This is a genomic window from Nonomuraea sp. NPDC050783, assembly GCF_040802095.1.
In the GTDB taxonomy this organism is placed as follows: Bacteria; Actinomycetota; Actinomycetes; order Streptosporangiales; family Streptosporangiaceae; genus Nonomuraea.
This window is the reverse complement of the sequence record NZ_JBFAHK010000013.1, coordinates 37,914-55,018: the sequence shown is the minus strand read 5'-3', so window position 1 is coordinate 55,018 and position 17,105 is coordinate 37,914. Positions and strand designations below refer to the sequence as shown.

17 protein-coding genes are annotated in these 17,105 nt (G+C 74.0%); 8 read left to right on the top strand and 9 right to left on the bottom strand.

The features are described 5' to 3' along the window. Positions 1 to 3 precede the first annotated feature (3 nt). The 3 genes from AB0H75_RS30545 (at position 4) to AB0H75_RS30535 (ending at position 2,773) form a co-directional block, all read left to right on the top strand. Complete coding sequence (locus tag AB0H75_RS30545; protein WP_367802202.1) at positions 4 to 951, top strand: acyltransferase domain-containing protein; 948 nt, start codon at positions 4 to 6, stop codon at positions 949 to 951. A 101-nt stretch (positions 952 to 1,052) separates the two neighbouring features. Continuing rightward, positions 1,053 to 1,673, top strand: coding sequence for a TetR/AcrR family transcriptional regulator (locus AB0H75_RS30540; protein WP_367802200.1), 621 nt, complete (start codon positions 1,053 to 1,055; stop codon positions 1,671 to 1,673). Beyond that, positions 1,670 to 2,773 (top strand): acyltransferase family protein, encoded by a 1,104-nt coding sequence (locus AB0H75_RS30535; protein ID WP_367802198.1) that lies wholly within the window; start codon positions 1,670 to 1,672, stop codon positions 2,771 to 2,773. The genes AB0H75_RS30540 and AB0H75_RS30535 overlap by 4 nt, the downstream gene beginning before the upstream one ends. 52 nt (positions 2,774 to 2,825) lie before the next feature. On the opposite strand, the gene AB0H75_RS30530 is transcribed toward AB0H75_RS30535, so the two are convergent. Both AB0H75_RS30530 and AB0H75_RS30525 read right to left on the bottom strand, forming a co-directional pair. Next, entirely contained in the window at positions 2,826 to 4,583 is a 1,758-nt protein-coding gene (locus tag AB0H75_RS30530) for a long-chain fatty acid--CoA ligase (RefSeq protein ID WP_367802196.1), read from the bottom strand. 49 nt (positions 4,584 to 4,632) lie between these two features. Next, positions 4,633 to 4,797: a hypothetical protein gene (locus AB0H75_RS30525; RefSeq protein WP_367802194.1), complete on the bottom strand. Its 165-nt coding sequence runs from the start codon at positions 4,795 to 4,797 to the stop codon at positions 4,633 to 4,635. Positions 4,798 to 5,126: 329 nt separating this feature from the next. On the opposite strand from AB0H75_RS30525, the gene AB0H75_RS30520 reads away from it, so the two are divergent. Both AB0H75_RS30520 and AB0H75_RS30515 read left to right on the top strand, forming a co-directional pair. After that, entirely contained in the window at positions 5,127 to 6,761 is a 1,635-nt protein-coding gene (locus AB0H75_RS30520) for an ABC-F family ATP-binding cassette domain-containing protein (RefSeq protein WP_367802192.1), read from the top strand. 52 nt (positions 6,762 to 6,813) lie between these two features. Continuing rightward, on the top strand, positions 6,814 to 7,791 hold the full coding sequence (locus tag AB0H75_RS30515) for a hypothetical protein (RefSeq protein ID WP_367802147.1): 978 nt from the start codon (positions 6,814 to 6,816) through the stop codon (positions 7,789 to 7,791). Positions 7,792 to 7,871: 80 nt separating this feature from the next. Here the strand turns inward: AB0H75_RS30515 and AB0H75_RS30510 are convergent, their stop codons facing one another. Together AB0H75_RS30510 and AB0H75_RS30505 are read right to left on the bottom strand one after the other, a co-directional pair. After that, positions 7,872 to 8,135, bottom strand: coding sequence for a zf-TFIIB domain-containing protein (locus AB0H75_RS30510; RefSeq protein ID WP_367802145.1), 264 nt, complete (start codon positions 8,133 to 8,135; stop codon positions 7,872 to 7,874). Between the two features lie 59 nt (positions 8,136 to 8,194). Continuing rightward, on the bottom strand, positions 8,195 to 9,049 hold the full coding sequence (locus AB0H75_RS30505) for a phosphotransferase family protein (protein ID WP_367802143.1): 855 nt from the start codon (positions 9,047 to 9,049) through the stop codon (positions 8,195 to 8,197). Positions 9,050 to 9,080: 31 nt separating this feature from the next. On the opposite strand from AB0H75_RS30505, the gene AB0H75_RS30500 reads away from it, so the two are divergent. Further along, positions 9,081 to 9,968, top strand: coding sequence for a TIGR03619 family F420-dependent LLM class oxidoreductase (locus AB0H75_RS30500; protein WP_367802141.1), 888 nt, complete (start codon positions 9,081 to 9,083; stop codon positions 9,966 to 9,968). 36 nt (positions 9,969 to 10,004) lie between these two features. Further along, a complete protein-coding gene (locus AB0H75_RS30495; RefSeq protein WP_367802139.1) occupies positions 10,005 to 11,033 on the top strand; it encodes a methyltransferase in 1,029 nt (342 codons plus the stop codon). Here AB0H75_RS30495 and AB0H75_RS30490 read toward each other — a convergent pair. After that, complete coding sequence (locus AB0H75_RS30490; RefSeq protein WP_367802137.1) at positions 11,016 to 12,104, bottom strand: serine hydrolase domain-containing protein; 1,089 nt, start codon at positions 12,102 to 12,104, stop codon at positions 11,016 to 11,018. The genes AB0H75_RS30495 and AB0H75_RS30490 overlap by 18 nt on opposite strands. A 26-nt stretch (positions 12,105 to 12,130) precedes the next feature. Continuing rightward, complete coding sequence (murQ, locus tag AB0H75_RS30485; protein WP_367802135.1) at positions 12,131 to 13,054, bottom strand: N-acetylmuramic acid 6-phosphate etherase; 924 nt, start codon at positions 13,052 to 13,054, stop codon at positions 12,131 to 12,133. Positions 13,055 to 13,112: 58 nt separating this feature from the next. Between murQ and AB0H75_RS30480 the strand changes: the two genes are divergently transcribed. Continuing rightward, positions 13,113 to 14,216, top strand: coding sequence for an exo-beta-N-acetylmuramidase NamZ domain-containing protein (locus tag AB0H75_RS30480; RefSeq protein WP_367802133.1), 1,104 nt, complete (start codon positions 13,113 to 13,115; stop codon positions 14,214 to 14,216). 2 nt (positions 14,217 to 14,218) lie between these two features. Here AB0H75_RS30480 and AB0H75_RS30475 read toward each other — a convergent pair whose 3' ends face one another. From AB0H75_RS30475 to AB0H75_RS30465, 3 genes are read right to left on the bottom strand one after another with little or no spacing between them, the layout of a single operon-like run. After that, the gene (locus AB0H75_RS30475) at positions 14,219 to 15,076 is read right to left on the bottom strand and encodes a GNAT family N-acetyltransferase (RefSeq protein ID WP_367802131.1); all 858 of its coding nucleotides are present in this window, start codon (positions 15,074 to 15,076) and stop codon (positions 14,219 to 14,221) included. After that, positions 15,076 to 16,086: an ABC transporter ATP-binding protein gene (locus AB0H75_RS30470; protein WP_367802129.1), complete on the bottom strand. Its 1,011-nt coding sequence runs from the start codon at positions 16,084 to 16,086 to the stop codon at positions 15,076 to 15,078. The genes AB0H75_RS30475 and AB0H75_RS30470 overlap by 1 nt, the downstream gene beginning before the upstream one ends. Then, on the bottom strand, positions 16,083 to 17,105 hold the full coding sequence (locus AB0H75_RS30465) for an ABC transporter ATP-binding protein (protein WP_367802127.1): 1,023 nt from the start codon (positions 17,103 to 17,105) through the stop codon (positions 16,083 to 16,085). Before AB0H75_RS30465 ends, AB0H75_RS30470 begins: the two co-directional genes overlap by 4 nt.

Below are 17,105 nucleotides of genomic sequence, written 5' to 3'. Positions count from 1 at the left end.
TCGATGGACGTCAAGGCGTTGCTCGGCCGCCACCCCCGCTGGCTCGCGCATCTGGAGGCGCTGGCCCCCGCCGACCTCGACCTGCCCGCCCCCGGCGAGCTGCCGGTGGAGCTGCTGCGGCTGGCCGTCCCGCACGAGGACGTCAACGCCGTCGTCGCCGCCCGGCCCGAGCCGGGCAGCCCGCAGTGGTGGCTGGCCGAGCGGTGCGTCGCCTCGCTGGCGTCCACGATGGGCGATCTGGACGGCCCGCCGCCCTTCCGGCCGATGCCGGAGCTGGGTCCTTACTTCTACGTGTACGTCTTCCTCGCCGCGCTGCCGCACACCCGGCGCTACCACCGCGAACGCGGCATCCCCGAGGAGGTGTCCTGGGCGACGTTCACCGACCTCGGGCGCGTCATGGCCGCGCACCGCAGGCGTCACGGCGGGCCGGGCGTGCACGCGCCGCACTGGCTCATGCTGCACGCCCGCGGCATCCTGTACGACCTGGGCCGCCTCCAGTTCAACCGGGCCCGCCTGGACGGGCCGACGGGCGAGGCGATCCGGGCGGACGGCGGCCCGGCCGGGCCCGGGGACGCGCTGCTGGGCGTGCACGTGCCCGACTTCCGTGGCCCGCTGACTCCCGAGGCGTGTACGGAGTCGTTCGCCCGGGCCCGGCGGTTCTTCCCGCGCCACTTCCCCGAGGAGCGCCCCCGGGTGATGACGTGCGGGTCGTGGCTGCTGGACGAGCAGCTCGCCCGCTACCTGCCGCCCGGCTCCCGCATCCTCGACTTCCAGCGGCGTTTCCGCCCGCTGCACCGCTTCGACGACGCCGACCTGCTCGGCTTCGTCTTCGGCGCCTCCGGCACCGATCCCGCGCGCCTGCCCCGCCGTACCCGGTTGGAGCGGGCGATCGCCGACCACCTGGCCGCGGGCGGCACCTGGCACGGCCGCGTCGGCTGGCTGCCCTTCTGAGACCGGCTGCCCTTCTGGGACCGGCTGCCCTTCTGGGGCGGGCTGCCCTTCTGGGACCCGCGTTCCCGCCACGCCCTGGCCGCATGTGCTAGATTTTGGCCATGCGGTCAGAAAATGAGCCACCCGGCCAGAAACCCCGCTCCTTCATCGAGGACGCCCGCCGAGCCCAGATCGTGGCCGCCGCCATCGAGGTGATCGCCGAGGTCGGTTTCGTCCAGGCGTCGCTGGCGCGCATCGCCAAGCACGCCGGCATCAGCAAGGGCCTGATCTCCTACCACTTCGCCGGCAAGGACGAGCTGATGGTCGAGGTGGTCGAGCGCACCTACGGCGCCATCGTCGAGCACGTCCTCGCCAAGATGCAGAGCGCCGGATCGGCCACGGAGATGCTGCGCACCCACGTGCTGTCCGTCGCCGAGTACATGCGCGGGCACCGCGCCGAGCTGCGCGCGCTGGGAGAGATCTTCGCCAACCTGCGCGACGCCGACGGCAGGCCCCACTACGGCGTCAGGACCAACGAGGAGATCTACCGCGGGCTGGAGGATCTCTACCGCTTCGGCCGGCAGACGGGGGAGTTCCGCGACTTCGACGTCCGCGTCATGGCCGTCACCCACTCAGCGTCCGTGGACGAGATGTTCGCCTACTGGGTCGCGCATCCCGACCACGACCTGGACGCGCACGCGCGCGAGCTGGCCGACCTCCTCGAAAGGGCATGCGTCAGATGAAGACCGAGGCCACCGGAACCGCCGGAACCACCACCACCCCCAGCACCAGGATCGACGCGATCGACAACCTGCGCGTCATGCTCACCGTGCTGGTCGTCGCCCACCACGCCGCCATCACCTACTCCCACATCCCGATGTGGTACTACACCGAGCCCGCCCAGGACCTCACCGGCCTCCCGCTCGACATCTTCGTCGTGAGCAACCAGGCGTTCTTCATGGGGTTCTTCTTCCTCATCTCCGGCTTCTTCACCCCCGGCTCCTACGACCGCAAGGGCGCCCGCCCGTTCCTGCGCGACCGGCTGGTCCGGCTCGGCATCCCGCTGCTGGCCTACGTCCTGCTGCTGCGGCCGCTGGCCGACCTCGGCGGCTACCTCCGGCAGGACGCGCTGCCGTTCTGGCAGTACTACCTCCGCTCCTGGGACCCGGGGCCGATGTGGTTCGTCGAGGTGCTGATCGTCCTGGCGGCGGCGTACGCCGGATGGCGGGCGCTGCGCCCGCCGCTCGACGCGCGCCCGGCCCCGCCACGCCCGCGCTGGATCGTGCTGTTCGTCCTGGGTCTGGCGGTGGCCACGTTCGTGTGGCGCGTCCCGGTGCCGACCGGCAGCTACTGGCCGGTGGCCGGGCTGCCGACGCCCGACTACCTGCCGCAGTACGTGTCCATGTTCGTGCTCGGCTGCGTCGCCCACCGGCGCGGCTGGTTCGGGACGCTGCCGGCGCGGGCGGCCCTGGCCGGCTTCGGCGCGGCGGGGGTGGCCACGGCGGCGCTCATGCCGGTGGCGTACGGCGGCTCGGGGCCGCTGGCGCAGGCCGCGATCTGCCTCTGGCAGTCCGTCTTCGCGGTCGGCATGATCATCGGCTTCACCGTGTGGTTCCGGGAGCGGTGGAACCGGCAGGGGCCGCGCGGCCGGTTCCTGTCGCGGCACGCCTACACGGTCTACATCGTCCATCCGCTCGTGCTGGTCGGTCTCGGCTGGGCGCTGAGCCCGCTGGCCGCGCCCGCCGTGGTCAAGTTCGCGATCATGCTGGTGCTGGCGCTGCCCCTGTGCTGGGGGCTGGCCTTCCTCGTCCGCCGGTTGCCGGGGGCCGGCCGGGTGTTGTGAGCTCGCGGCCCCCGACCGGAGGCAGTGACCTCCGGCCGGGGACCGCGAGCCGTCAGCCGTCGTAGAAGCCGTCCAGCACCTCGCCGTGGCGCTCCTCGACGACCTTGCGGCGGATCTTGAGGCTGGCCGTCAGCTCGCCCGTCTCCACGGTGAAGTCCTCGGCCAGGATCGCGAACTTCTTGACCGTGGCGTAGCTGGCCTCGTCGGCGTTGACCTGGTCGATCGCCTTCTGGATCTCCTCGCGCATGCGCGGGTGCCCGGACAGGGCGGCGGGGTCGTCCGGCAGCGACTGGCTCCGCGCCCACGGGCCGGCCACCTCCATGTCGAGCGTGACCAGGGCGGTGACGTAGTTGCGCCGGTCGCCGTGCACGAACACGTGCGACACGTACGGGCAGGCCGCCTTGATCCGGCCCTCCAGGTGGGTCGGCGCGACGTACTTGCCGCCCGAGGTCTTGATCAGCTCCTTTTTGCGGTCGGTGATGCGCAGCCGCCCGGCCTCGTCCAGCTCGCCGATGTCGCCGGTGTGCAGCCAGCCGTCCTCCAGCGCCGCCGCCGTCTCCTCGGGCAGGCCGTGGTAGCCGCGCATGACGCCGCGCCCGCCGATGAGGATCTCGCCGTCGTCGGCGATGCGTACCTCGGTGCCGGGGAACGGCGGCCCGACGGTGCCGAAGCGCACCGACCCGGGACGGTTGAGGAAGCTGCCCGCCGACGACTCGGTCAGCCCGTAGCCTTCGAGGATGGTCAGGCCGGCCGCGTCGAAGAACTCGGCGATCTCGGTGTTCAGCGGGGCCGCGCCCGAGATGAAGTAGCGGATCCGGCCGCCGAAGCGCTGCCTGAGCTTGGCGAGGACCAGGCGGTCGGCCAGCGCGTACTCGGCGCGCGTGGTGACCGGCAGGCGCAGGCCGCGCCGGCGGGCCCGGGCGGCCCGGATGCCGGTCGCCCGCGCCCACTCGAAGAGGCGCAGCTTGACGCCGCCGTCGTTGCGGACGGTGGCGGCCACGGTGTTGTGGATCTTCTCGAAGATGCGCGGCGCGGCCGCCATGATGGTCGGCCGGACCGCGCCGAGGTTGTCGGCGATCCGGTCGAGCCGCCCGTCGATCACGGTCGGCACGCCGATGCCGATCATCACGACCTCCAGCAGCTTGCCGAACGAGTGCGACAGCGGCAGCCACAGGAAGTGCAGGTCGGCGGGGGAGAGGATGCCGGTGCCGCGGACCGCCTCGACGGTGTACAGCCAGTTGTCGTGGGTGAGCTCCACGCCCTTGGGCCGGCCGGTGGTGCCGGAGGTGTAGATGAGGGTGGCCAGGTCGTCCTGGGCGATGGCGTCCACCAGGGCGTCGTAGTCGCCCTCGGCGGAGGGGACCGAGTCGAACGGGATCACCCAGCCGTCGTCGCTGGGCGTGCCGTCGATGACGATCACCTGCGTGACGTCGGGCAGCTCCTTCTGCACCGACCGCAGCTTGGCCACCTGGTCGTCGTTCTCGGCCACGACGATCGTGCTGCCGGAGTCGGTGATGACGAACGCCGCCTCGGCCGCCGTGTTGGACGGGTAGATCGTGGTCGTGGCCGCGCCGGTCGCCAGCACCGCCAGGTCGGTGAGGATCCACTCCAGCCGGGTCGAGCACAGGATGGACACCCGCCGGCCCGGCCCCGCCCCCAGCCTGGCCAGGCCCAGGGCCAGCCCGCGCGCCCGCTCGCCCACCTCGCGCCAGGTCAGCGACTCCCAGCCGCCGTCGGTGGGCACGCGGTACGCCTCCGCGTCGGGGGTGGCCGCGATCCGATCGCGTAACAGAGCGGGGATGCTCGACATGCCTGGCCTCCTGAAAGGTGTTGTGCCGACTCTAGGGCGCGCGCCGCGCTCAGTCGACGGTCCGGCGGCGCGGCTGGACGGTGATCACCGTTCCCGGGGTGCGTACCTCCCATGCGCCGCAGGCGCAGCGCAAGTAGCAGATCAGGCCGCCGGAGGTCCGGTGGGAGGAGACGACGGTCAGGGCGAGGGGGTCGTGGAGGTGTCCTGAGCACATGATTCCAACCTGAGGTAATGACCTTGTTCACTTCAACCCTTACATCGGCCCTTGCCGTCGCCGTGCCGGCTTGCCGCCGGACGATCGATCGCATAACCTGGCACGGTCTTATCGCCGACCCACGGGGGCAGTTGACGTGAGGATCTGAGGTCGCGGGCACCGCGCCGTTCCGCCCTTCCACGGGCCCGACGCGCGCACACCTGGACCTCCGGCGATTCCTCTTTCCGCCTCCTGCCACGGGCTCGGCCCCGGCTTCCACGTGTCGCACGCGTTCTGCGGTGTTTCCCGCCATGTCACGAAATTTCTGACTTTGTGATGGGAGCCGCCTCATGCCTTTTACCATCGTCGCCGACCGCGTCAGCTTCGCCTGGCCGGACGGCACCCGGGTGCTCGACGAGCTCGACGCCGCCTTCCCCGCCGGCCGCACCGGCCTCATCGGGGTCAACGGAACGGGCAAGTCCACCCTGCTGAAGATCATCGCCGGTGAGCTGGCGCCGCGCTCCGGCTCGGTCACCGTCTCCGGCGAGGTGGGCTACCTGCCCCAGAACGTGCCGCTCGTCGCCACCCGTACCGTCTCCGACCTGCTGGAGATCAGCGGCAAGCGGGCCGCGCTGCACGCCATCGAGAGCGGCGACGTCGCCGAGGAGCACTTCGCCACGATCGGGGACGACTGGGACGTCGAGGAGCGCGCGCGGGCCGAGCTCGACCGGCTCGGCCTCGCCAGGGTCGGCCTCGACCGCACCGTGGGCACGCTGTCCGGCGGCGAGACCGTCATGGTCGCGCTCGCCGCCCAGCTCCTCAAGCGGCCCGAGGTGCTGCTGCTCGACGAGCCCACCAACAACCTCGACCTGGACGCCCGCGAGCGGCTCTGCGCCGCCGTGTCCGCCTGGCCGGGCGTGCTCGTCGTGGTCAGCCACGACCGGGCGCTGCTGGAGCTCGTCGACCAGATCGCCGAGCTGCGCGACGGCGGCGTGCGCTTCTACGGCGGCAACCTGACCGCCTACGAGGAGCAGGTCGCCGCCGAGCGGGAAGCCGCCCTGCGCACGGTCCGCACCGCCGAGGGCGAGGTGCGGCGGCAGCAGCGCGAGCTGGTCGAGGCCCGCGTCAGGATCGACAGGAACGTCCGGGCCGGCAAGAAGGCCGCCGCGAACAACCGGGCGCCGAAGATCGTCGCCAACGGGCTCAAGCGCAAGGCCCAGGTGACGGCGGGCAAGCAGCGTACCCTGCACCAGGAGAAGCTGGAGGAGGCGCGCGAGCGGCTCACCGAGGCCGAGCAGGCCGTGCGGGAGGAGGCGGAGATCCGCATCGAGCTGCCGGGCACCGAGGTCCCGGCCGGCCGCACGGTCCTCGCCCTCCCGCTCGACCCCCCGCCCGCCGCCCCTGCCGGCTCCGCCGCTGTCCCGGAGCCGGACGATCAGGACGCGCCGGAGGAGAGCGTGGTGCCGCTGGAGCGGCTGATCATCCGCGGCCCCGAGCGGATCGCGCTGCTCGGCCCGAACGGCTCCGGCAAGACCACCCTGCTCAAGCGCATCGTCGAGCACGGCGCCCATGTCCCGGTGCGCTACCTGCCGCAGCGGCTCGACCTGCTGGACGACACGCTCAGCATCGTGGACAACGTCCGGGCCGTCGCGCCCTCGGCGTCGGTCAACGAGGTGCGGGCCCGGCTGGCGCGCTTCCTGTTCCGGGGCGAGCGGGCCGGGCAGCTCGTCGGCACGCTGTCGGGCGGGGAGCGCTTCCGCGCCACGCTGGCCGCGCTGCTGTCGGCCGAGCCGCCGCCGCAGCTCCTCCTGCTCGACGAGCCGACCAACAACCTCGACCTGGCCAGCGTCCGCCGGCTCGCCGAGGCCCTGTCGGCCTACCGGGGGGCGCTGATCGTGGCCAGCCACGACCTGCCGTTCCTGGAGACGCTGGGCATCACCCGCTGGTTGCGGCAGGACCGCGAGAGGGGGCTGACGGAAGCATGACGGTGGACGCTTCAATTGACGGTTGGGGAACAACCGGGCGATAGTGTGGCAGGTGGCTTCACCCCGGTTGATCTCGTGTGTTCTCGCTCTGGCGACCCTCACCCTCAGCGCCTGCTCCTCCGCCGCGCCGACTCCCGAGGGCGGTGAGCCGACGGTCTCCGGCGTCGCCGGCGGCAAGGGCGGCATCGGTGGCGCCGGCACGGCCTCGACCGCTCCGGGCGCGAGCGCGCTCACCCCCGAGGCGTACAAGGCCGAGCTGGACGGCAGGCACGAGCCGATGGCCGACGCGATCGCCGCCCTGGCCGGCGCGCGCGGGGTCAAGGCGCTGGACCAGCGGGTCGCCAAGGCCGAGGACACCCTGAGCGGCGCGGCCGAGTCGCTGGCCGCGCTCACCCCGCCCGAGGCCGTACGGGCCCAGCACGAGGCGTACGTCACCAGCCTGCGGGACTTCGTCGCCGCGCTGGGCACCACCGGCGGCAAGGTCGGCGCGCGTGCCCTGTGCAGCTCCTCGGCCGTGCTCGCCGACCTCGGCGGCAAGCTGAAGGCCCTGGACGAGGCGGGGGAGGCGCTCCAGCAGGCCGGCGACTATCCGGCCGACGTGGTGGACGTCAAGGCCGCGAGCAGGCAGAACCGGCGGCTCGACAACGGCTCGTTCGTCCGCAAGGGCGCGCTCGGCGGCCGCAGCTCCCTGGAGATCGACAACGGCGCCGGCCGGGACGCGGTGGTGACCGTGATGCGCGGCAGGAGCAAGGCGTTCAGCGTGTACGTCCGCAGGAAGGCCACGTTCAAGGTGAAGGGCGTGCGGGACGGCACGTACAAGATCTACTTCACGCACGGCGTGGACTGGGACCGCAAGAGCAAGGCGTTCACCCGCGACTGCAGCTTCGAACGCTTCCAGAAGTCGGTCACGTTCAAGACCACGGTGACGGCGACGCAGATCCGCTGGCACGACTGGCGGGTCACCCTGCACGCCATCTCGGGCGGCAACGCCCGCACCGCGGCCGTGGACCCGGACTCCTTCCCGGACTGACCCGGGCTCCTCCCGGACGGCCGGCCCCGGGTGGCGCGAGCCGCGCACCCGTGGCGGGTGCGCGGCCTCGGGCGGACGGCTCAGCTGGAGAACAGCATGCCGACCCAGCTGCGCTGGCGGTAGTGGCCGCCGTGGTGGTAGCCGCCGTGCGGCGGGGCGCCCCAGGCGGGCCCGGGGGCGGGCGGAGGCGGCGGGGGAGCCGCGTGGTACTGCGACTCCATCCTGGTCAGCGTCTCCAGCTCGCCGTAGTCGAGGAAGATCCCCCGGCAGTTGTCGCACTGCTCGATGTGGACGCCGTTGCGCTCATAGGTCCGCATGTTCCCGCGGCACTTGGGGCACTGCATCTAAGTCGCTCTCCTTGGACTTCAGGTCTCAGGATGAAACCTACCGCGCGCAACCTCGTCTACGCTCTGACGATTCTGTTGCACGATTCGACCAACGAATGTTCGACCTCGTCGAGTTCCCGGTTCTCGCGCGCGGCGTTGACCACGGCCACGGCGGCGAGCTGGACGGTCAGCGCCCGGGCCGGGACGTCCAGCCGCGCCCAGGGGTCGTCGCCGCGGCCCAGCGCGGGCCCGCCCGCCGCCAGGTAGGCGCCGAGGAAACGTTCCCAGACGGCCGGGTCGAGCAGCCCGGCGGCGTACCAGGCGGCGGGCCTGGCGAGGTCCCAGGCCGGGTCGCCGACGCCCAGGTCGTCGACGTCGATGAGCAGCCAGCGGTCGCGGCGCACGAGCTGCCCCAGGTGCCAGTCGCCGTGCGTGAGCAGCCCGGGAGCCGGCGGGGCCGCCGGCAGCTCCTCGAACGTCCGCCGGATCAGCTCCTCCACCGGCCCGTCGCCGGGCATCCGCGCCACGGCGCGGGCGGCCCGCGCGGGCCCGCCGGCGGGCGGCAGCGCCGGCAGCAGCGTGAGCGGGACGGCGTGCAGCGCGGCCAGCAGCCTGGCCCCCTCCTCCCAGGGCGCGTCGTCCAGCTCGTCCTGCCCGACGGGCCGCCCGGCCGGCCAGACCGTGACCGCGCGCCCGGCGACCGTCAGCACCTCGGCGTCGAGCGGGGCCAGCATGACGGCGCTCACCGCGGGGGCGGCGGCGGCCCGCAGCCGGATCCGCAGCGCCCCGGCGTCGTCGCCGGCCGAGTGCGCCTTGACCACGACCTCGCCCCTGCGTAACACCACCACGTCGGTGCGCGTCGGGTGCAGCACGGGCTCTCCCGTGCCGCCGTACGCGGCGGCGATCCCCGCCAACTCCTCCTCAAGACCCACGCGTACAGCCTAGGGGGCCAGACTAGGAGGCATGAGAATCGGTTTCGCCGTACCGCAGTCAGGGCCCTGGGCCACGCCGGAGAACATGCGCCGCATCGCCGTCCGGGCGGAGGAGCTGGGCTACCACGACCTCTGGACGTTCCAGCGGGTGCTCTACCCCGTGGGGCACGACATGGGGCCGACCTACCGCAGCGTGCACGACCCCGTGGTGACGCTGGCGCACCTGTCCGGAGTGACCGGCCGCATCGGGCTCGCCGTCGCCGTGATCAACACGTACGTGCAGCCGGTCGTGCTGGCCAAGCAGCTCGCCACGCTGCAGACGGTCTCCGGCGGCCGGCTGATCGCGGGCCTCGGGCTGGGCTGGCTGCCGGAGGAGTTCGAGGCGGCCGGCACGGGCTTCGAGCAGCGCGGGCGCCGGGGCGAGGAGTTCGTCGAGGTGCTGCGCAAGGCGTGGGGCGATGACCCGGTGGAGCACGCGGGCGCCTTCTACCGCGTCCCGCCGTCCCACATCGACCCCAAGCCGCTGCCGGGGCCGCCGCCGATCCTGCTCGGCGGCACCGCCGAGGTCGCGCTGCGCCGGGCCGCGCGGCTGGCCGACGGCTGGGTGAGCTCCAGCAGGGAGGACCTGGCGTCGATCGCCGGGCGGGTGGAGCTGATCAAGGCGGAGCTGGCCGCGTCGGGGCGGGACGCGGCCGGGTTCCGCTTCGTGTGCCGCGGCGTCACGCAGGTCCGCGACGAGGCCGGCGAGCGCCCGCTGACCGGCCCGTACGACAAGATCAGGGCCGATGTCGAGAAGCTGGCCGCGGCCGGGGTGACCGACGTCTTCCACGACCTCAACTTCGACCGCGAGTTCGTCGGCCTGGACGCGAAGGAGGCCCTGCGCCGCGCCGAGGAGGCCCTGGAGGCGCTGGCCCCCTAGTCTGGCCTCCGGCCTTTGCGAGAGAGGGAGCCCCCCATGCCGGATGAGCGCATCCCGCGCGTGCAGGACCTGCTGGACGCCTTCACGATGCACTCGGCCCTGCGGGCCGCCGCCCGCCTGGCGGTGCCCGACCTGCTGGCCGCCCGGCCGCGCACGGTGGGCGAGCTGGCCGCCGCCGTGGCCACGGCGACCGGCCTTGGCCATCCGGACGAGCGGCTGCTGGCCCGCCTGCTGCGGGCCATGCACCACCTGCGCCTGGTCGAGCGGGACGAGGCGGGCCGCTACCTGCTCACCGAGGAGGGCTCCCTGCTCACCACCGGCCGCCCCGACTCGCTGGCCCCGCAGCTGCTGATGTGGGCTGACGACCTGTGGCGCGAGTCGGCGCACCTGCTGCACCGCACGATCGCCACCGGCGAGGCGGCCGCGCTCAAGCAGCTCGGCGTCGACTCGCCCTACGCCTACCTGCAGGCCAGGCCCGAATCCGCCCGGCTGTTCCACCAGCTCATGTCGGCCGTCACGGTCACGGTGGCCCGCGCCCTGGCCGGCGAGGAGGTGCCGGGCAGCGTCACCGACATCGGCGGCGGCACCGGTGTGCTGCTGTCCACCCTGGCCGGCGCGCACCCGGGCCTGCGGGGCGCGCTGCTGGAGCTGCCGGAGGTGGCGGCGCGGGCGCGGGAGGCGCTCGGGCCGGAGTTCACGGTGGTGGCGGGCGACATGTTCACCGACCCGCTGCCCCCGGCCGAGCTGTACGTGCTGAGCAACGTGCTCCACAACTACGACGACGAGCGGGCGGCCGGCCTGCTGGCCCGGGTCGCCGCCGCGATGGCCCCGGACGACCGCCTGTGGATCGTGGACGGCGTGCTGGAGGACGACCCGGCCCGCTCGACGACCGCGAGCGCGGCGCTGGACGTCATGATGCTCACGCTCTTCGCCGGCGGCCAGGAACGCACGCTCGGCGAGCTGGGGGCGCTGCTCGCCGGCGCCGGGCTGGCCGTCCTGCGCTCGCGCCCGCTGCCGCACGGCCGCCACCTCGTGGTGGCGGGCCCGTCAGGGGCGCGAGGGTGAGCGCCGGCCCGTCCCCGCCAGGCGCAGGGCCTCGGCGGCCACCGCCTGGCGCAGCTCGCGGATGCCGCCGCGCCCCCGCACCGGGTGGACGGCGTTGGTCAGCAGCACCACGGTGAGCCGGCGGGCCGGATCCACGACCAGCGAGGTGCCGGTGAAGCCCGAATGCCCGTACGCGCCAGCCAGCAGCCCGGCGACGGCCGGGTCGCCGAGGCGCACGCCGAGCCCGTGCCGGAAGGCGGCGCCGGTGACGCCCTGGTCGCGGGTCATCTCGGCCACGCTCTCCTGCCGCAGCACCGGGCCGCCGCCGCGGCGCAGCGCCTCGCCGAAGGCCAGCAGGTCGGCGGCGGTGGCGAACACCCCGGCGTGCCCCGCCACGCCGCCCAGCGCGTGGGCGGTCTCGTCGTGCACCTCGCCGCGCACGCAGCCGCGCCCCGCCTTGTACTCGGTGGCGGCCACCCGCTCCAGGTCGGGCCGCGGGCGGCCCGGCGGCCGGTAGCCGGTGTCGGGCAGGCCCAGCACGGCCGTGACGCGGTCGCGGACGAGCACGTCGAGCGGCGCGCCGCCGGCCACCTCGGCCAGCCGGCCCGCCAGGATCATGCCGACGTCGCTGTAGAGGTAGGGGCCGCCGACGGGGTGGGCGACCGGCGTGGCCGGCATCGCCGCCATGCGCTCGGCGGCGGAGGCGGCCGGCAGCTCCCGGTCGATGCGACGGGTGGGCGGCAGGCCCGCGGTGTGGGTGAGCAGGCGGCGCGGGGTGATCCGGGGGTCCAGGCCGGGCAGCCGGGCGGCGGCCGGCTCGTCCAGGGAGAGCCGGCCCTCCTCGGCCAGGGACAGCAGCACGACCGTGGTGAACAGCTTGCTGACCGAGGCCAGGTCGAAGATCGAGTCGTGGCGCGCGGGCGGGCGGGCGGCGGCCAGGGCGCCCCCGGCGTCGGCGTAACGGACCAGTTCGCCGGCGGCGGCCGTGGCGGCCACGTCGCCGTCCACGGCGATCATCGCCACCGCGGCCGGGCAGACCCGCGGCACCGCCCCCGCGAGGATCGCCGCGAGCCCGTCCCCGGCGTCCGTCATGTCCTGTTCCAGCACCGCGGGTCCGGTCAGCCGCTCAGCACGTCGCTGAGGCGCTCGCCGTGGGAGGCCAGCAGGGCGCGGGCCGCGTCGGCGTCGATGCCGTGCTGGATCATCACCACCGCGATCTTCGTCTGCCCGCCCGCCGCCTCCAGGGCCGCCTCAGCCGTCTCCTGGTCGGCGCCGGTGATGTCGCGGACCATGCGCAGCGCCCGCCCGGCCAGCTTGGCGTTCATCGCCGACATCTCGACCATCTGGTTGCCGTAGGTCCGGCCGAGCTTGACCATGCTGATCGTCGAGATCATGTTGAGCACGAGCTTCTGGGCCGTGCCCGCCTTCAGGCGCGTCGAGCCGGTCACCACCTCGGGCCCCACGACCACCTCGATGGCGTGCTCGGCGGCGGCCGACAGCGGCGCGCCGTCGTTGCACGACAGGCCCACCGTGAGCGCGCCGCGGCCGGCCGCCTCCGCCAGCGCGCCCAGCACGAAAGGGGCCCGGCCGCTGGCGGACACGCCGACCACCGAGTCCAGCGGGCCGACCTCCAGGTCCTTCATGGCGGCGGCGCCCCCCTCGGCGTCGTCCTCCGCCCCCTCCACGGACCGGGTCAGCGCCTCGGGCCCGCCGGCGATGACGCCCTGCACCAGCGACGGGTCCGTGCCGAACGTGGGCGGGCACTCGCTGGCGTCCAGCACAGCCAGGCGTCCCGACGTGCCGGCGCCGACGTAGAGGAGCCGGCCGCCCTGCGACATGCGGGCGCAGATCGCGTCGATGGCGTCCGAGATGGCCGGGATGACCACCGCGACGGCCGCGGGCACGGCGGCGTCGGCCTGGTTCATCAGCCGGGCGATCTGCTGGGTCGGCAGCCGGTCGATCTGGCTGTAGCGGGGATCGCTCTGCTCGGTGGGCAGGTCGGTGGGCGGCTCGGCGGGCAGCTCGGGTAGCGGATCAATCATGACGCTAATTTCCACCCTTATCTTCTCTCTTGTAAATATCTTTCAGCACAATGGCTGCATGACTCTTGTGCGTACCGGAGCCGAACGGCTCGCCGCGGACCCCGCGCTCGCGGGAGGTACCCGCCTCGGCCTCGTCACGAACCCCACCGGCGTGCTTCCCGACCTGACCCCCACCGCGCACGCGCTGCTGGCCGCCGGCGCGTCCCTGACCGCCCTGTTCGGCCCCGAGCACGGCCTGCGCGGCACCGCCCAGGCCGACGGCGCCGAGCCCGACGCCGTGGACGAGCGGACGGGGCTGCCGGTGCACAACACCTACAAGCTGTCCGGCCCGGCGCTGGACGAGGCGGTGGCCGCCGCGGGCGTGGACACACTGGTCTTCGACATCGCCGACGTGGGCACCCGCTTCTACACCTACATCTGGACCATGTACGACCTGCTCGCCTCGGCCTCCCGGCTGGGCCTGCGGTTCGTGGTGCTGGACCGGCCCAACCCGCTCGGCGGCACGATCGCCGAGGGCCCGCCGCTGGACCCCGCCCACGCCAGCTTCGTGGGCCGCTTCCCCGTCCCCGTGCGCCACGGGCTGACTGTGGGGGAGCTGGCCCTGCTGTTCGGCTTCGACGTGGACCTGACCGTCGTGGAGATGGAGGGCTGGCGGCGCGGCACGCCGTACGAGGCGACCGGCCTGCCCTGGGTGATGCCCTCGGTCAACATGCCGACCCCCGACACCGCCCTCGTCTACCCCGGCACCGGCCTGTTCGAGGGCACGAACTTCTCCGAGGGCCGCGGCATCACCAGGCCCTTCGAGCTGATCGGAGCCCCGTACGCGGACGCCCGCCTCGCCCCGGCGCTCGACGCCCTCGGCCTGCCCGGCGTGCGCTTCCGCGAGGTCTGGTTCACCCCCACCTTCCACAAGCACGCGGGGACCCCCGTGCGCGGCGTCCAGCTCCACGTGCACGACCGCGAGGCGTTCCGGCCGGTGCTGACCGGCCTGTCGATGCTGCACGTGGCCCGCACCCTCTACCCCGGCGACCTGCGCCTGCTGCCGGGCCTGGACCATCTGTGGGGCTCCGGCGAGCTGACCCGGCGGCTGGAGGCCGGCGAGGACCCCCGCGACCTGTGCCCGCCGCCGGGACCCCCCTCGGGACCGCTGCTGTACGGATGACATCACGCCAGATCGCGCCGGTAGAGCCAGAAGACGCGCTCCGCCCGCGCGCCCACGGCACGCGAGTAGAACCGCAACGGCCCCACCCACCCGATCTGGGCGTCGGCCTGCCCGGCGGCCCGCTGCTCGGCCAGGCACCTGCGCAGCAGCACCCGACCCAGCCCGAGCCCCCGGGCGGCCGGCGCGGTGCCCATCGGCCCGAACCAGGACGGCCGCGCCCCCCAGGCGGCGAAGGCCAGCACCTCCCCGTCGCGCTCGGCGTAGTGCAGCCCGGTGGCGTTGGCCGCCTCCCAGGCCCACCGCTCGTTCCAGTGCCGGGCGACGAACGCCGCCACCCGCTCCCGGTCCGCCCCGGCCGCCGCGCGCACGGCCACCCCGCTCGCGTCCAGCCGGGCGAGGTCGTCCTCGACCGACAGGTCGCCGGACAGCCCGGCGGTCATGTTCCAGGCCACGTGGTAGCGCTCGTAGCCGAGGCTCTCGGCCAGGCAGGCGGCGGCGGTGTAGCGCACGTCCACGCCGGGCCAGGCGTAGCAGGGCGGGTTGCCGGCCCAGCGGGCCTCCCGCGCGCCGCGCTCGCGCAGCCACTCCTCGGCCGCCCGCACCAGCGCCCGGCCGCGCCCCTCGCCCCGCGCCGGCGGCTCCACGGCCAGCAGGTCGAGGTGCCCGGCGCCCGGGTCCTTGTCCGACAGGGAGACCATCGCCACGCCGCCGTCCACGGCCAGCGCCGTCCACGTCCGGGTGGCCGGCGGGTTCGACAGCCGCGCCACCAGGGCGGCCCCCTGCCCGGGGTCGAGCGTCAGCGCCGCCTCCGCCACCCTGGCCGCCTCGGCCGGCTCCGCGGGGCGCACCTCGAAGCCCATCACACCTCGCTCAGGGGCCGCGCGATGACGTCGCGGCGCGCCGGGTAGAAGCACGCGTGCTCCTGCGGGATCCCCTCGGTGACCTGCAGCAGCGGACGCTCGCTCGTACACCCCTCGCCCCGGAACGGGCAGCGGCGGGCGAACAGGCAGCCCTCGTCGGCCTGGCTCTCGTCCAGCGACTCCAGCGGCGTCACCGGCTCCTCGCCCGGCCGCTCCAGCCCGTGCAGCACCGGGATGGCCGACAGCAGCGCCTGCGTGTACGGATGCACCGGGTCGGCGATCACGGTGTCCACCGGGCCGCGCTCGACGACCTGGCCCCGGTAGATCACGTACAGCTCGCCGTCGTCGCCGATGTAGCGCGCGGTGGCCACGTCGTGCGTGATGAACAGCACGCTGACGCCCAGCCGCTCGCGCAGGTCCTTCAGCAGCGCCAGGATGCCCAGCCGCAGCGAGACGTCGATCATCGACACGGCCTCGTCGGCCACCAGCATCTCCGGGTCCACCGTCAGCGCCCGCGCGATGACCACCCGCTGCCGCATGCCGCCCGACAACTGGTGCGGGTAGCGCGACAACACCGTGCCCGGGTCCAGCCCGACCAGCGTCAGCACCTCGGCCGCCCGCTCCTCGATCCACGCCTGCGACCGCCCGGTCTGGCGGGCCCGCAGGCTCAGCGGCGCGTGCAGCGTCTGGTGGACGGTCCTGGTCGGGTTCAGCGCCGAGTACGGGTCCTGGTGGATCATCTGGATCCTGCGGAAGTACGGCTGGCGCTGCTTGGGCCGCAGCGGCGACATCGGCACGTCGCCGATGACGATCTCGCCCTCGTCGTAGCTCTCCAGCCCGGCGATGATGCGGCCCAGCGTGGTCTTGCCGCACCCCGACTCGCCGATGAACGAGGCCGCCCCGCCCTTCGGGATGGCGAAGTCCACCCCGCGCAGCGCCCGCACCTCCCGGGCGCCGAGCACCTTGCCGCGCTGCTTGAACGTCTTGACGACGCCGGTCCCGGTGATCACGCGTGCTCCTTCGTCGCGACGTCCTGGCCCGCGGGAGCGGGCGGCTGGGCGGTGACGGCGTGGCAGGCCACCACGCGCGGCCCGTCGGCGACGGCCGCCGGGTCCACGCTCTCGCACACCTCCATGCGCAGCGGGCAGCGCTCCCTGAACACGCAGCCCTCCTTCGGCACGGTCGCCAGCGTCGGCGGCCGGCCCGGCAGCGCCCGCGCCTCGCCGATGTCGCCGGTCAGCCGGGGGATGGCCCGGATGAGGCCCCGCGTGTACGGGTGCCGCGGCGCGCCCAGCACCTCCCGCGTCGGCCCCTGCTCGACCAGGCGCCCGCCGTACATGACGGCCAGCCGGTCGGCCACCTCCGCCACCACGCCGATGTCGTGCGTGATGACCAGCGTCGTCAGCCCGCGCTCGGCGTGCACCTCGCGCACGATCCGCAGGATGGTGGCCTGCGTGATCATGTCGAGCGCGGTCGTCGGCTCGTCCAGCACCACCAGGTGGGCGTTGAGCACCAGCGCCAGCATGATGCCGACGCGCTGGCGCATGCCGCCCGACAGCTCGTGCTGGTGCGAGTCGAGCACCCGGGCGCCGTCCAGCCCCATGCGGCCCAGCAGCTCCCTGGCCTCGCGCACCAGGCCGCGCAGGTCCTCCACGCCGTGCGAGCGGCCCAGGTCGAGCAGCTGCTTGCCGACCGTCTTGAGCGGGTTGAGGGAGTTCTGGGCGGCCTGGAAGACGTAGCCGACGTGCTTGCCGCGGGCCTTGCGCAGCTCCTCGCCGCGCAGCCCGACCACGTCCCCGAGCCCGTCGATCTCGACGCTGCCGGCCGCGATCCGGCCGGGCGGCTGCACCGCGTTCAGCAGCGACAGGGCCAGGGTGGACTTGCCCGAGCCGGACTCGCCGACGATGCCGGTGATCGAGCCGGGCTCCAGCGTCAGCGTCACGTCCCTGACCGCGGGCAGCTCCCCGGCGGGGGTCCTGTAGACGACCGTCAGGCCGTCGATGCGCACTCCCGGCGCTTGCTTGCTCAC

Excerpts from the sequence above, each read along its gene's own strand:
- AB0H75_RS30490 (WP_367802137.1), bottom strand. The coding sequence starts at position 12,104 with ATGACGGACGCCGGGGACGGGCTCGCGGCGATCCTCGCGGGGGCGGTG.
- AB0H75_RS30480 (WP_367802133.1), top strand. The coding sequence starts at position 13,113 with ATGACTCTTGTGCGTACCGGAGCCGAACGGCTCGCCGCGGACCCCGCG.
- AB0H75_RS30545 (WP_367802202.1), top strand. The coding sequence starts at position 4 with ATGGACGTCAAGGCGTTGCTCGGCCGCCACCCCCGCTGGCTCGCGCAT.
- AB0H75_RS30500 (WP_367802141.1), top strand. The coding sequence starts at position 9,081 with ATGAGAATCGGTTTCGCCGTACCGCAGTCAGGGCCCTGGGCCACGCCG.
- AB0H75_RS30520 (WP_367802192.1), top strand. The coding sequence starts at position 5,127 with ATGCCTTTTACCATCGTCGCCGACCGCGTCAGCTTCGCCTGGCCGGAC.
- AB0H75_RS30525 (WP_367802194.1), bottom strand. The coding sequence starts at position 4,797 with ATGTGCTCAGGACACCTCCACGACCCCCTCGCCCTGACCGTCGTCTCC.
- AB0H75_RS30535 (WP_367802198.1), top strand. The coding sequence starts at position 1,670 with ATGAAGACCGAGGCCACCGGAACCGCCGGAACCACCACCACCCCCAGC.
- AB0H75_RS30530 (WP_367802196.1), bottom strand. The coding sequence starts at position 4,583 with ATGTCGAGCATCCCCGCTCTGTTACGCGATCGGATCGCGGCCACCCCC.
- AB0H75_RS30540 (WP_367802200.1), top strand. The coding sequence starts at position 1,053 with ATGCGGTCAGAAAATGAGCCACCCGGCCAGAAACCCCGCTCCTTCATC.
- AB0H75_RS30475 (WP_367802131.1), bottom strand. The coding sequence starts at position 15,076 with ATGGGCTTCGAGGTGCGCCCCGCGGAGCCGGCCGAGGCGGCCAGGGTG.
- AB0H75_RS30495 (WP_367802139.1), top strand. The coding sequence starts at position 10,005 with ATGCCGGATGAGCGCATCCCGCGCGTGCAGGACCTGCTGGACGCCTTC.
- AB0H75_RS30510 (WP_367802145.1), bottom strand. The coding sequence starts at position 8,135 with ATGCAGTGCCCCAAGTGCCGCGGGAACATGCGGACCTATGAGCGCAAC.
- murQ (WP_367802135.1), bottom strand. The coding sequence starts at position 13,054 with ATGATTGATCCGCTACCCGAGCTGCCCGCCGAGCCGCCCACCGACCTG.